Raw genomic sequence first — 12803 nt, 5'->3', positions numbered from 1 at the left:
ATTGAGAATCAAGTATCAAGACAGGGTTCTCAAATGGACTATACGCTTTGGTATTTCAGCTTAATGCACAAACTGCATCCCTACCATTCCACATATTGCCTTAAACAAAATCAATCCATCAATTACCATCAGATAATAGAGGATGTTTTTTCTCCTGTGCATAGAATAGGCCACGTAAAAGGTTAATATAAATGGCAGAACATTAAATAAAACCTGCGGTATTCCGAAGCCTTTGTAACTGGCAAATATGCCTAGCGAGATTAAACCGATAATTAATAGCGGAATCAAAATATTAAAAATTGTCCTTCTCAGGCCGTATCGCACTACAAAGGTCCTTAAATGTTTATTGGCATCGGTTGGGTAATCTTTAATATCGAAAATGATTGCGTTTACCGTGCAGAACATCCAGTTTTTAATAAACAGCCAGGTCCAAAGCACGGAATCATGATAGCCTACCCCTGTTTCAATTTTAAGCATAATTAAGGGCAGCACATTGGCACAACAGGCCCAAACAAAACCGATGACGAAAGCTTTTAACCAACCAGTATTGCGCAGATTGAATTTTAAGAAAGATTTAGGCAATAAACCGTAGTATAAACCTCCTGCAACAATGATAATTACAATGGCTATCCAATAACTGAGCGGAAGTGCCAGAATATGCTGAAAGTTTTGGTAAAGCAGATTAATGGCCAACAGCATGCAAGAAATAAAAAGCACTACCTGACTCCAATTGATAAATTTCTTATGCTCGAAATACCACTGGTTACGGGGATTGGTGGTGGATGGTGCAGTAGAAACTTTATTGTAAGCGTAGGTATAATAAATAGTCGGTGCCAAAAACAATAACAGGTAATAATTGAGGGAGTTAAAAGGCAGCCTTAATTGCAGGGTAGCTTCGAGGGTAAGGGCTACTGCCAAAATTCCTACAAAGTAGTTTCCAAAGAAAATAAACCTGATTATTTTACCGAGCATTTACCGCTGTTTTTCGTCAGGCAATTTCGGATATATAATTGAATAAGGTAAATAAATTACATTCTATTTTAAGGCCATTTCTGTGGAGAAAAAACATACTGGAGAAAAAGTAATTTTCTGCTATATTGGGCTATTAAGAAAAATTAAAAATAACGATATTTATTGCAACACCACTTACATTCAGCTAAATAGAAAATAATATGGAAGAACAAAAAGACAACTCAAATTCGACTGCAGATACCACTCCAAAAGTGACAGGAATTGGCGGCATTTTCTTTTTTTCCGATAATCCTCAGGAAACGAAAGATTGGTATGCTAAAAATTTAGGATTTGAAATGAGTACCTGGGGTACCTCGAGTTTTGAATCCAGAAATCTAAACAACCCTGACGAGATCGAATCCCTTCAATGGAGTCCGTTCAAAAAAGGCGATGAATATTTTTCTCCATCGAAAAAAGATTTCATGATTAATTACCGCGTACAGAATATTGAGGGTCTTATTGAGAAACTTAAAGAAAACGGCGTAACCATACTTGATGAAATTGCAACTTATGACTACGGAAAATTTATCCATATTATGGATGCAGAAGGTAATAAGATTGAGTTATGGGAGCCTAGTTAAATCTCGAGTTGGCGTCATTTCGAGCGGAGTGCAACGCAGTCGAGAACCACGCAGTGCTCAGCGAAGCCAAATCTAACTAAATAGTTCTCTCCATTTCGCTGTGCTACAGTCGAGATGAGATGACGACCTTTCTATTGGTGTCCTGTCAATGGTAGCGCAGCGAAGGATCTTTACGAAATAAACTATCATAGTTTAAAATATTTTACGTTAATCTAATCCTTTTAGATATACTCCAAGTCAAGATAACTTTTAATTCAGATGAAAGATTCTTCACTGTGTTCAGAATGACAGCACAAAAAAAGCCTCTCAATAACTTGAAAGGCTTTTTGTTGTGGGAAATGATCCCGATTTCAATCGGGACGACCATCTCGGCATAAAGAAGGTGCTATAAACCAGTTGATGCAATCAATTTTTCTATCATAACCCTACTTTTCCATTTTTTGATCTGACTTTCCTTAATCCTTGCATCTCTTAAGTTATCGAAAATCTCGAACCATACAATAAACCAATCACCAGTATGTCCGGTAAAACCTGAATGGTTGGTATTGTGCTTTTTTAACCGTTCCGTTAGGTTAACAGTAGAACCAATATAATATTTATCGCGCGTTTTGGAATATAGAATATAGGCGTAAAACATCTTTTACAACTGGAAAATTATTTTGGGATGTCTATTGTTTTTAAAAATCTTAATAGAACAGTGATTTCTGTATGAATTAAAAAAGGTCTTCAATATTATCGAAGACCTTTAGTTGTGGGAAATGAGGGGTTCGAACCCCCGACCCCCTCGGTGTAAACGAGGTGCTCTGAACCAGCTGAGCTAATTTCCCTGTTGGTAATGTTTTAAAATCACCTCGGCCTTTTCGATCCGACCCTCCCGACTGATAATGTCGGGATGCTCTGAACCAGCTGAGCTAATTTCCCTTTTAAGGTATATTTCAAAGTTTGATAAAAAAGCCTTTCAGTTTTACTGAAAGGCTTAGTGGGAAATGAGGGGTTCGAACCCCCGACCCCCTCGGTGTAAACGAGGTGCTCTGAACCAGCTGAGCTAATTTCCCTTTTATAATTTTGTCAAACTTAATGCCCCATCCTCCGTTTGGGAATGCAAATATAGCGCTATAAAACTGTTCTGCAAATCTTTTTTTCTTTTTTTTCAACTTAACAAAGTTTCGAGGATTTTGTGCGATTGCACCACCCCAAAAGAGGCGGTATGTAAGGTATAGAAAACCAATACCTTATCCAACAAAAATCGTCGCTTTGCATTGCTCATTTTTATTTCATAAATTTTTTCGAGCGGGGTATGAAAAAGTAAAACAAAATCAATCGCATCCTCTAATTGTAAATAATTAGAGTGGATTGGTAGCCTGGAGGTAAACGCCCCCTCCTGCAGATCGAAATAAATCTGGTCAGTTCTTCTTTTCTCATTGGGCGAAAAACCTAAAAAACGGGTAAGCTTTAATAAAAAGGATAAATGAAAATTTGGGTTTATCTCTTCCACTTCGTCAAACCAGGCTATCGAATTGAAAATGTAGTCGAATAAACTTTCATCTGCTGATTGTTGTCGGATACTTTTATAAAGTACCTCATTTAAAAAAATAACGATACTGGTTTTGATCATATCGTAAGGGATACTTTTAAAAACAGGTGTTTGCCGAACTTCCGATATCCGCTGAATATTGGTATTTGCTTTATGATAAACCACCATATCAAGCAAATGCAGCGATTGAAGCATGTTCATCTTTATCTTCGCTTTTGGTTTTTTAACCCCATTAATGAGGTAAGACTGCATGCCAAATTTATCGGTAAGTACCTGCACCACCACACTGCTTTCGCTGTAGTTTGTAGTCTTTAAAACAATGCCTCTTACTTTGTGCAACATCCGATCAAAACAATTTTTTCAAAAGTATGTTATTTGTGCAAATTTAATTGCGCAAAAAGTAATCAGGTTTTACAAATAAGATTAGTTTTGCCGTTAATATTATTATTAAACCAAGCTGCACATGTGGGTTAAGCTATCGAGATTTATTCTTCAGAATCGTATCGCAATCATCGTATTTTTCGTATTAGGAACAATTTTCATGGCTTATCAGGCCAAAAATGTAAAACTCTCTTATACAGGGAGCAAAATCCTGCCCATTACTGATAGCGCATTTGTAAAATACAATGCTTTTAAAAAGACTTTTGGAGAAGACGGAAGCGTGATGGTGGTAGGGATACAATCGCCTGATATTTTCAAAAAAGAAGTTTACAACCAATGGGTTCAGCTTTCGAACGATATTCAGAAATTAAAGGGCATTAAACAGGTTTTATCTTCAGGACGCATTTTTCAACTGGAAAAAGATACCGTTAACCAAAAATTTGTTTTAAAACCGCTCCCTGGCGGTCTGGTTAAAACCGATGCTGAAATGGATTCGATCAGGAATACCATTTATAGCAACCCGTTTTTCGAAGGACTGGTGTACAACCGGCAGAATGCCACACTAATGGCCATCACTTTCGATACCAAAATCCTAAATACCGCCGAACGTAACCCCATTTTAAAGGAAATTGAAGCTAAAGCAAGAGCTTTTCAGGCATCTACCAAAATTCAGGTGCACATTTCCGGTTTGCCTTATATCCGTACGGCGGTGAGTAAATTGGTGAGTAACGAATTCGTACTGTTTCTGGGTCTTTCAATCCTGGTTTCGGCCTTAATCTTATTGATTTTCTTCAAGAAATTTTATGCCGTATTCTTCCCTATTTTAGTGGTAATAATGGGTGTAATCTGGAGCATTGGTACTTTAGTATTGTTTGGCTTCGAACTGACTATTTTAACAGGATTGATTCCACCATTGATCGTAATTATCGGTATCCCTAACAGTATTTTGCTGTTAAATAAATATCAGAATGAGCTCAGAAAGCATGGCGATAAACAAAAAGCTTTAAGCATAACCATCGAGCGGATCGCCATCACCACATTGATCGCTAATATTACTGCAGCTATCGGATTTGGGGTGTTATACTTTACAGGAAGTGAGTTATTGATGCAATTCGGCAGTGTAGCCTCTATCAACGTAATGGTTACCTGGTTAATGTGTTTATGTTTAATTCCAATTATTTTCAGCTACTTACCAGCGCCAAAACTAAAAGCGCAAAACCATGTTGAGGAAGGCTTTTTGCATAAACTATTAGTTAAAACCGATACACTTGTTCAAAGTAAAAGCGGATTAATTTATATCGGAACGCTTATCATCTCCATCATTGCCTTTATTGGGGTGATGAAAATAAATGTAAACGGCTATGTGGTTGATGACCTGCCCAAAAACTCTGAAATTTTAACTGACTTAAAGTTCTTTGAGAAAAATTTTGAAGGTATTTTACCTTTAGAAGTAAGTGTAGATACCAAGAAAAAAAACGGCGTTTTCAACCTAACCAATCTGAAAAGAATGGAAAAACTGGAGAAGATGATTTCTGCCTATCCGGAGTTTTCTCGTTCTATTTCGGTAAACATGGGCTTAAAATATGCCACTCAGGCATTCTACAATAATGACTCTACCTTTTTCCGTTTACCAGACAATTTAGAAAAGAACTTTATCCTGGCCTACATTGCCAATGGCGGAAAAGGAAATGCAAGTTTGTTAACCAACTTTATCAGCAAAGGGAATCAAAGCACCAGGATCAGTTTTCAAATGGCTGATGTTGGCTCTAAACGTTTGGACGCCATTATGGCCGAGTTAAAACCGCGCATCGATAGCATTTTGCCTCCATCTAAATTTGATGTAGAGCTGACGGGATCAAGCATTATCTTTTCTAAAGGAACAGATTATATGTTACGGCACCTGGTAGAAAGTATTGCGCTTGCCATTGTATTGATCTCTCTTTTAAGGCTGGCACAGTTTAAGAACTTGGGCATTATGTTTATTTCCTTGCTTCCGAACATTGTTCCTTTAATTATTACCGCAGGAATTATGGGTTATTTTGGAATTTCCTTAAAACCTTCGACCATATTAATTTTCACAATTGCCTTTGGTTTGGCATCCGATCAGACCATTTATTTCTTAACACGTTATCAACAGGAATTAAACCTGACCAATTTCAGTGTACCTAAGGTAATTACGGATACCATTACCGAAACAGGCGTAAGTATGACGCATATTGCTTTAATCTTATTCTTCGGTTTTGGAATTTTTACGGCTTCAACTTTCGGAGGAACAGTAGTGCTGGGCTTGCTCTTATCCATCACCTTATTGGTAGCCTTAATTTTCAATTTAACACTATTGCCGGCACTGGTTTTATGGCTGGATAAAAAGAAGGTAAGAAAACTGGTATCTGATGAAGAATCGGCGAAGAATGCAGGCGAGTTTGACCATTAAACGTCGATTTTAAATCCTATTAGGTTTGGAAAACCTAATAGGATTGTTATATTTATGAAAAAAATTGCCATGAAATATTTAGATAAATTTCATCCCGACAATTTTTACCATATTTATAATCACGCCGTAGGAGATGAGAATCTGTTCAGAAAACATGATAATTTTATTTTCTTCCTAAGCAGATATGATAAATATATATATCCAATTGCTAAGACATTTAGCTATTGTTTAATGCCTAACCATTTCCACACACTTATACAGGTAAGGGATGAAAATACAATCAGACTATTAGCAAAAAACGATAATGATGAATTTGATTTTCATAAATTCATTATGCAACAACTTAGTAATTTTTTAAATAGCTACGCTAAAGCATTTAACAAACAGTATAACAGAAGAGGGGCTTTATTTTTAGATTTCACTCGAAGAAAAGAAATTAAGGATGAATTTTATTTTTCCGGATTAATCAATTATATCCATCAAAACCCAGTACATCATGGTTTTTGCAAATCACCGTCAGAATGGGATTACTCTTCTTACAACTCAATAATCGCAATCAACAAAAGTTCAAAACTTGAACGAAATGCCGTTTTTGATTGGTTTGGAGGAATCGAAGAGTTTATAACTTTTCATCAAAGAGAAGTGTTTATAGATTTAGACCTATAAGGTTTTCAAAACCTTATAGGTCTTTTTTCATCGGGACAAGCATACAGCAGGACGAACATTAAAATGATTACAGGCATTGCTTTCCAAAACCTCTCCCTATGCAAGTTAGTAGTTAGACGCAGAAACTATGCATCCCTCTCCACGAGGAGAGGGACCGAACAGACAGATGATAAAGCAAAAAGCGTAGATAGGGTGAGGTTTATTCTGTTGCAGGCTTTTGCTCCTCTTCATCTACCGGAACCTCAACTGTTGGGTCAGTAATGATTTCGGCATTGCCATCTTTATCCTTTTTGGCGAATAAAATTGGATATAACAACCACAAAGCACCAATGATGATAAATACACCGGCCAGCATTTGGAGATAGATGCTTCCCTTTACTTCGTAAGCATCTAAAATTTTGTAGGCAATAAAAGAAAGTACGCCAGCGATGAGTAGGAAAACGGCTTTCTGCAATTTTAACAGCTTGATCATGGATTCTTTCTTTTTAGTGTTACAATATGGATTAAAACAAAAATTAGCCCAATTAGTTCGAGCAAGCCGCAGAAATAAAAAGCATAAAGTACAAAATCCCGGTCTGAAGGACTTATTACCGCAACAATTGGCAAGGCTATTACGGCAACAATCATCAGTGTAAGCCCGATATTAAATAATTTCACGTTAAAAGTATTTACACCAAAACTACCAAAATTCAGTCAATTCTGTTAACTTTGCAACCTTTAATTTTTTGAGGTACTTGATTGATGTATAGCGAATTTAAACAATTGGAACTTGCCAAAATAGGGCAAGAAATACTGGATTTTTGGAAAAAGGAAAATATCTTTGAAAAAAGTATTTCTTCCCGTCCGAAATCTAATCCGTTTACTTTTTACGAAGGCCCACCGTCTGCCAATGGCATGCCTGGAATCCACCACGTAATGGCACGTGCAATTAAAGATATTTTTTGCCGCTATAAAACAATTAAGGGTTACCAGGTGAAAAGAAAAGCTGGTTGGGATACACATGGCCTGCCTGTTGAACTTGGAACCGAAAAAGAATTAGGAATTACTAAAGAAGATATTGGTAAAACTATTTCTATTGAAGATTATAACGAAGCTTGTAAAAAAACAGTAATGCGTTACACTGATGTGTGGAACGAATTGACTGAAAAAATGGGCTATTGGGTAGATATGGATGATCCATACATTACCTATAAGTCTAAATACATGGAGTCGGTATGGTGGCTTTTAAAGCAGATTTACGATAAAGGACTAATCTATAAAGGTTATACCATCCAACCTTATTCTCCAAAAGCCGGTACAGGATTGAGTTCGCATGAGGTAAATCAGCCTGGCGCTTACCGTGATGTTACTGACACCACAATTGTTGCGCAGTTTAAAGCATTAGCTGATACGTTACCAAGCTTCTTACAGGGATTTGATGATATTTATTTATTGGCATGGACAACTACACCATGGACTTTACCATCAAACACTGCTTTAACGGTTGGACCAAAAATCGATTATGTTTTAGTCAAAACGTTTAATCAGTACACCTTCTTGCCAACAAATGTAATTCTGGCAAAAAACCTGGTTGGGAAGCAATTCAGTAAAATTTTCTTCGAAAGCAATGAAGATGAGGATTTTACAAATTTTAAAGCTGGCGATAAAAAAATCCCGTTCCAAATACTTGCAGAATGCAAAGGAACTGAGTTGGTTGGCATTAGATACGAACAACTTTTAACTTACGCATTACCATATCAAAACCCTGAAAATGCATTTAGGGTAATTGCAGGAGATTTTGTAACTACAGAAGATGGTACCGGTATTGTGCATACTGCCCCTACTTTTGGCGCAGATGATGCTAAAGTAGCTAAAGAAGCTACTCCTGAAGTACCGCCAATGCTGGTATTAGATGAACATGATACCCCCGTTCCATTAGTAGATTTACAGGGTAAATTCACCAAACATGTTGGCCCATTTGCAGGCAAATATGTAAAGAACGAGTATTACAATGCTGGCGAAGCACCTGAAAAATCGGTTGATGTAGAAATCGCCATTTTATTAAAAGAAGAAAATAAAGCTTTTAAAGTAGAAAAATATGTCCACAGTTACCCACACAGCTGGAGAACTGATGAACCACTTTTATATTACCCCTTAGATTCATGGTTTATTAAAGTTACGGATGTTAAAGACAGAATGTTCGACCTTAATGAAACCATTAACTGGAAACCAAAATCGACTGGCGAAGGTCGTTTTGGAAACTGGCTTAAAAACGCTAACGACTGGAACTTATCACGTTCGAGATACTGGGGAATTCCTTTGCCAATCTGGAGAACGGAAGATAAAAAAGAAGAAGTATTAATTGGCTCTGTTGAGGAACTTTATAACGCCATTGAAAAATCTATAGTAGCTGGTTTCCAAAAAGAAAATCCTTTTAAAGGATTCGAAATCGGAAACATGTCTGAAGAGAACTATGATTTGATCGACTTACATAAAAATGTGGTCGACAAAATTATTTTAGTATCTCCATCAGGTAAACCAATGACCCGCGAAAGTGATTTAATTGATGTTTGGTTCGACTCTGGTGCTATGCCTTATGCGCAGTGGCACTACCCTTTTGAAAACAAAGAAACCATTGATGGAAATGAAGATTTTCCAGCAGATTTTATTGCCGAAGGTGTGGATCAAACCCGTGGCTGGTTTTATACCTTGCATGCCATATCTACATTGGTTTTCGATAAAGTAGCGTACAAGAATGTAGTTTCGAATGGACTGGTACTAGACAAAAACGGGCAAAAAATGTCTAAACGTTTGGGCAATGCAGCCGATCCGTTCCAAACCATTAACGAATACGGTGCTGATGCAACGCGTTGGTACATGATTTCGAATGCAAATCCCTGGGATAACCTGAAATTTGACATTGATGGAATTGCTGAAGTGCGCCGTAAATTCTTCGGAACACTTTACAATACCTATGCTTTTTTCGCCTTGTATGCCAATATCGATAAATTTGAGATCGATAAAAATAATTTAAGCAAAGTGGAAGACAGAACGGAATTAGACCGTTGGATTCTTTCGTTATTGCAAACTTTAATTAACGAAGTTGATGAAAGTTACAACACTTACGAACCAACGAAAGCTACCCGCTCTATTCAGGCTTTTGTTGATGAACATTTGAGTAACTGGTACATCAGGTTAAGTCGCCGCCGTTTCTGGAAAGGCGAAATGACGGATGATAAACGTGCAGCTTACGAAACATTATATACCTGTTTAGAAACCTTAGCACAGTTGATGAGCCCTGTAGCGCCTTTCTTTGCAGATTGGTTATACAGAAACTTAACTGTTACCGATGCATATGCGGAGCAATCTGTCCACTTAACTTTATGGAAAGAGGCTGATCAAAGTTTAATCGATACCGATTTGAACGAGCGTATGGTTTACGCCCAGGATATTTCATCAATGGTTTTATCGCTCCGTAAAAAATCAGGCATTAATGTACGTCAACCACTTGAAAAAATCTTAATCCCATCTTTAAGTGGCGATTTTGAACAAAAAATATCAAAGGTTGCAGATTATATCCTTTCTGAAACGAATGTAAAACATATCGAGTTTATTACTGATACGCATGGTATTGTTAAGAAAAAGCTGAAACCAAACTTTAAATCATTAGGTAAAAAAGTAGGTAAAGACATGAGCCTGGTTAAACAGGCTTTAGAAAACTCAAATCAGGATGACATCCAGCGTTTAGAAAGTGATGGTTTCATCATCGTAGTTGGAAGCAACGGAGAAGAATTTACCATCAACATAAATGATGATGTAGAGGTTTTTGCCGAAGATATTCCGGGATGGCAGGTAACCAACCTGGGCAGTCTAACTGTGGCTTTGGATGTGACCATCTCAGAAGAACTGAAACAAGAAGGTATTTCCCGCGAATTGGTTAATCGTATCCAAAATCTACGCAAAGAATTAAACTTCGAAGTAACCGATAGGATTAAAGTTTCGTTACAAAATGATAACTTGGTAGCTAATGCAGTTGCTAAAAACAAGGGCTATATTTGCGCGGAAATATTGGCTGATGAATTAGAATTAACAGATACTGTAAATAATGCAAACAAAATCGTTATCGACGATGTTGAGTTAAGCATTTCAGTAACTAAAATATAAATCCATATATTAGAAAACTAAATTAAAAACATGGAAAACAGCAACAAAACACGCTACTCAGACAGTGAGTTACAAGAATTTAAAGAATTAATTCAAGATAAATTACGCAGTTCTAAAGAAGAACTTAATGCCTTAACATCATCGTTGAGTAATCCAAATGCAAATGGTACGGAAGATACTTCTGGTGCATACAAAACATTGGAAGATGGTTCGGCAACAATGGAAAAAGAGCAGATCAATCAGTTGGCTGCCCGTCAGAAAAAATTTATTGACAACCTGGAGAACGCATTGGTGCGTATCGAGAACAAAACTTATGGTATTTGCCGCGAAACGGGTAAATTAATCCAAAAAGAGCGTTTACGTGCTGTTCCTCATGCTACTTTAAGCATGGAAGCTAAATTAAAGCAGAGTTAATGAAAGGCTATACAAAACCTTTAATTCTTATCTTTTTGGTTTTACTGGCCGACCAGCTGGTTAAAACCTGGGTTAAAACACACATGTACCTTGGGCAGGAGTTCCATATTATTGGTAAATGGTTTATTATCCATTTTACCGAAAATAATGGGATGGCCTTTGGAATGGAGTTTGGTGGCGAATTTGGCAAATTAGCCTTATCGCTTTTCCGTATTGCCGCTGTTGCAGGAATTGGTTATGGCTTACATTACCTAATTAAGCATAAATATCATCGTGGTTTAATCCTAAATGTGGCACTGATTTTTTCTGGCGCATTAGGAAACATTATCGATTCTGTATTTTACGGAAAGATTTATGGCTACGAAAGCTGGTTTCACGGCCGTGTGGTAGATATGTTCTACTTTCCGATTGCAGAAGGCCACTTCCCTAGCTGGTTACCGATTTGGGGAGGAGAAGAATTTGTTTTCTTCAGACCTGTTTTTAACCTCGCAGATGCAGCCATTTCAGTTGGTGTAATACTTATCCTAATCTTCCAGAAAAACTACTTTAAAGAAGATGTAAAAGATGAGGTAAGCATTAACAGTGAAATTGTAGAAGATTAAATAAACTACTCGTCGTGCTGAACTCGTTTCAGCATCTTTGCCTATAATATTGAAAAGCCCATTTCTTAATTGAGATGGGCTTTTTTATCTAAATCCTATTGGTTGGTGTCACACCGACCAAAAAGAGAACATACCTTAAATTCATTTGGAAAGCAGGTACAGCAGCAGCTATTTAAGTTCGTTCCCGCTATCCTTACTGCCTGAAGCCTGTGCTCTAACTGTGTTTCATCAAAAAAATCAGGATAATACCAGAAAGCATTGGCATTCATCCTATCGGGTTTAGTAACTTTGGGTAATGCACGAAAGAAAAATCAACGCACCAGATCGTCATCCTGAATTTATTTCAGGATCTTTCGTGCAATTAGAATAAAACCCATTGGTTAGCTGCACTTCTCTATTATTTGGTGTCACACCAGCCAACAAAAGTTTGGTAAGCAATAGGCATAACAAAAAAATCCGAATTCCAAGGTCGGTGGCCCACCGACCTAAAGCTAAATATAAAAGAACAATGATCAACTTCCTCGATATATCTTATCTCCAATCTGGTAACGAAAAACAGATAAAAGCTTATCAGGTTTTAATGGATAATAAGATTTTAGAAAAACTTGCTTTCTATCATCCAATCCTGGTGGGTACCATTCCAATCAATATTGACATCGAAAACAGCGACCTGGATATTATCTGTGAAGTATATGACAAAAATGAATTTATTGATCAATTAATGGCCATTTTTGGCCCCGAAAAAGATTTCTCGGTTACCGAAAGTATCAAATTCGATGCAATCAAAGCGACATTTAAAATTGAGGATTTTGAAATAGAAATATTCGGACAAAACATCCCCACTACGCAGCAAAATGCTTACCGCCACATGTTAATTGAATATAAATTACTTTTGGAAAAAGGAGAAGCATTCAGACAGAAAATTATCTCCTTAAAAAAGCAAGGTTATAAAACAGAACCGGCCTTTGCAAAACTGTTAGGGATTGAGGGAGATACTTACGAAGAATTACTGAAATTGGAGTCTTAGTGAGACGCTA

The 12803-nt window shown here is 37.0% G+C and carries 12 protein-coding genes and 2 tRNA genes; 7 read left to right on the top strand and 7 right to left on the bottom strand.

Annotation, left to right across the window (positions count from 1 at the left end; all coding sequences use genetic code 11):
- Positions 1-60 precede the first annotated feature (60 nt).
- Positions 61-972 (bottom strand): hypothetical protein, encoded by a 912-nt coding sequence (locus IM793_RS22000; RefSeq protein WP_193425116.1) that lies wholly within the window; start codon positions 970-972, stop codon positions 61-63.
- A gap of 200 nt (positions 973-1172) precedes the next feature.
- Between IM793_RS22000 and IM793_RS21995 the strand changes: the two genes are divergently transcribed.
- A complete protein-coding gene (locus IM793_RS21995) occupies positions 1173-1592 on the top strand; it encodes a VOC family protein (RefSeq protein ID WP_193425113.1) in 420 nt (139 codons plus the stop codon).
- A gap of 385 nt (positions 1593-1977) precedes the next feature.
- Here the strand turns inward: IM793_RS21995 and IM793_RS21990 are convergent, their stop codons facing one another.
- The 4 genes from IM793_RS21990 to recO form a co-directional block, all read right to left on the bottom strand.
- Positions 1978-2229 (bottom strand): GIY-YIG nuclease family protein, encoded by a 252-nt coding sequence (locus IM793_RS21990; protein ID WP_193425110.1) that lies wholly within the window; start codon positions 2227-2229, stop codon positions 1978-1980.
- 115 nt (positions 2230-2344) lie between these two features.
- Positions 2345-2419 (bottom strand) — tRNA-Val (locus tag IM793_RS21985).
- A 153-nt stretch (positions 2420-2572) separates the two neighbouring features.
- Positions 2573-2647 (bottom strand) — tRNA-Val (locus tag IM793_RS21980).
- A 95-nt stretch (positions 2648-2742) separates the two neighbouring features.
- A complete protein-coding gene (gene recO, locus IM793_RS21975; protein ID WP_193425107.1) occupies positions 2743-3468 on the bottom strand; it encodes a DNA repair protein RecO in 726 nt (241 codons plus the stop codon).
- 121 nt (positions 3469-3589) lie between these two features.
- Here recO and IM793_RS21970 point away from each other — a divergent pair, with 121 nt between their 5' ends.
- Entirely contained in the window at positions 3590-5941 is a 2352-nt protein-coding gene (locus tag IM793_RS21970; protein WP_227256348.1) for an RND family transporter, read from the top strand.
- Positions 5942-5995: 54 nt separating this feature from the next.
- Positions 5996-6607: a hypothetical protein gene (locus IM793_RS21965; protein ID WP_227256347.1), complete on the top strand. Its 612-nt coding sequence runs from the start codon at positions 5996-5998 to the stop codon at positions 6605-6607.
- A gap of 199 nt (positions 6608-6806) precedes the next feature.
- Here the strand turns inward: IM793_RS21965 and IM793_RS21960 are convergent, their stop codons facing one another.
- The gene (locus tag IM793_RS21960; RefSeq protein ID WP_193425104.1) at positions 6807-7079 is read right to left on the bottom strand and encodes an isoleucyl-tRNA synthetase; all 273 of its coding nucleotides are present in this window, start codon (positions 7077-7079) and stop codon (positions 6807-6809) included.
- A complete protein-coding gene (locus tag IM793_RS21955; protein ID WP_134380444.1) occupies positions 7076-7264 on the bottom strand; it encodes a hypothetical protein in 189 nt (62 codons plus the stop codon). Before IM793_RS21955 ends, IM793_RS21960 begins: the two co-directional genes overlap by 4 nt.
- An 84-nt stretch (positions 7265-7348) precedes the next feature.
- On the opposite strand from IM793_RS21955, the gene ileS reads away from it, so the two are divergent.
- The 4 genes from ileS to IM793_RS21935 all read left to right on the top strand — a co-directional run bounded on the left by ileS (position 7349) and on the right by IM793_RS21935 (position 12793).
- Positions 7349-10750 carry an isoleucine--tRNA ligase gene (ileS, locus tag IM793_RS21950; RefSeq protein WP_193425101.1) on the top strand — a complete coding sequence of 1134 codons (3402 nt, stop codon included), beginning with the start codon at positions 7349-7351 and terminating at the stop codon, positions 10748-10750.
- A 30-nt stretch (positions 10751-10780) separates the two neighbouring features.
- The gene (locus tag IM793_RS21945; protein ID WP_029286865.1) at positions 10781-11164 is read left to right on the top strand and encodes a TraR/DksA C4-type zinc finger protein; all 384 of its coding nucleotides are present in this window, start codon (positions 10781-10783) and stop codon (positions 11162-11164) included.
- Positions 11164-11766, top strand: a complete 603-nt coding sequence (locus IM793_RS21940; protein ID WP_193425099.1) for a lipoprotein signal peptidase — start codon at positions 11164-11166, stop codon at positions 11764-11766. The genes IM793_RS21945 and IM793_RS21940 overlap by 1 nt, the downstream gene beginning before the upstream one ends.
- Before the next feature lie 508 nt (positions 11767-12274).
- The gene (locus tag IM793_RS21935) at positions 12275-12793 is read left to right on the top strand and encodes a DUF4269 domain-containing protein (protein WP_193425096.1); all 519 of its coding nucleotides are present in this window, start codon (positions 12275-12277) and stop codon (positions 12791-12793) included.
- The last annotated feature ends 10 nt before the right edge of the window (positions 12794-12803 follow it).

This window comes from Pedobacter sp. MR2016-19 (genome assembly GCF_014947265.1).
Taxonomy (GTDB): Bacteria; Bacteroidota; Bacteroidia; order Sphingobacteriales; family Sphingobacteriaceae; genus Pedobacter.
The sequence above is the reverse complement of the archived record's forward strand: the minus strand, read 5'-3'. Positions and strand labels throughout refer to the sequence as shown.

What these genes read in the sequence shown, in the direction of transcription:
- IM793_RS22000 (WP_193425116.1), bottom strand. Translation starts at nt 972, where the DNA reads ATGCTCGGTAAAATAATCAGGTTTATTTTCTTTGGAAACTACTTTGTA.
- IM793_RS21995 (WP_193425113.1), top strand. Translation starts at nt 1,173, where the DNA reads ATGGAAGAACAAAAAGACAACTCAAATTCGACTGCAGATACCACTCCA.
- IM793_RS21990 (WP_193425110.1), bottom strand. Translation starts at nt 2,229, where the DNA reads ATGTTTTACGCCTATATTCTATATTCCAAAACGCGCGATAAATATTAT.
- recO (WP_193425107.1), bottom strand. Translation starts at nt 3,468, where the DNA reads ATGTTGCACAAAGTAAGAGGCATTGTTTTAAAGACTACAAACTACAGC.
- IM793_RS21970 (WP_227256348.1), top strand. Translation starts at nt 3,590, where the DNA reads ATGTGGGTTAAGCTATCGAGATTTATTCTTCAGAATCGTATCGCAATC.
- IM793_RS21965 (WP_227256347.1), top strand. Translation starts at nt 5,996, where the DNA reads ATGAAAAAAATTGCCATGAAATATTTAGATAAATTTCATCCCGACAAT.
- IM793_RS21960 (WP_193425104.1), bottom strand. Translation starts at nt 7,079, where the DNA reads ATGATCAAGCTGTTAAAATTGCAGAAAGCCGTTTTCCTACTCATCGCT.
- ileS (WP_193425101.1), top strand. Translation starts at nt 7,349, where the DNA reads ATGTATAGCGAATTTAAACAATTGGAACTTGCCAAAATAGGGCAAGAA.
- IM793_RS21945 (WP_029286865.1), top strand. Translation starts at nt 10,781, where the DNA reads ATGGAAAACAGCAACAAAACACGCTACTCAGACAGTGAGTTACAAGAA.
- IM793_RS21940 (WP_193425099.1), top strand. Translation starts at nt 11,164, where the DNA reads ATGAAAGGCTATACAAAACCTTTAATTCTTATCTTTTTGGTTTTACTG.
- IM793_RS21935 (WP_193425096.1), top strand. Translation starts at nt 12,275, where the DNA reads ATGATCAACTTCCTCGATATATCTTATCTCCAATCTGGTAACGAAAAA.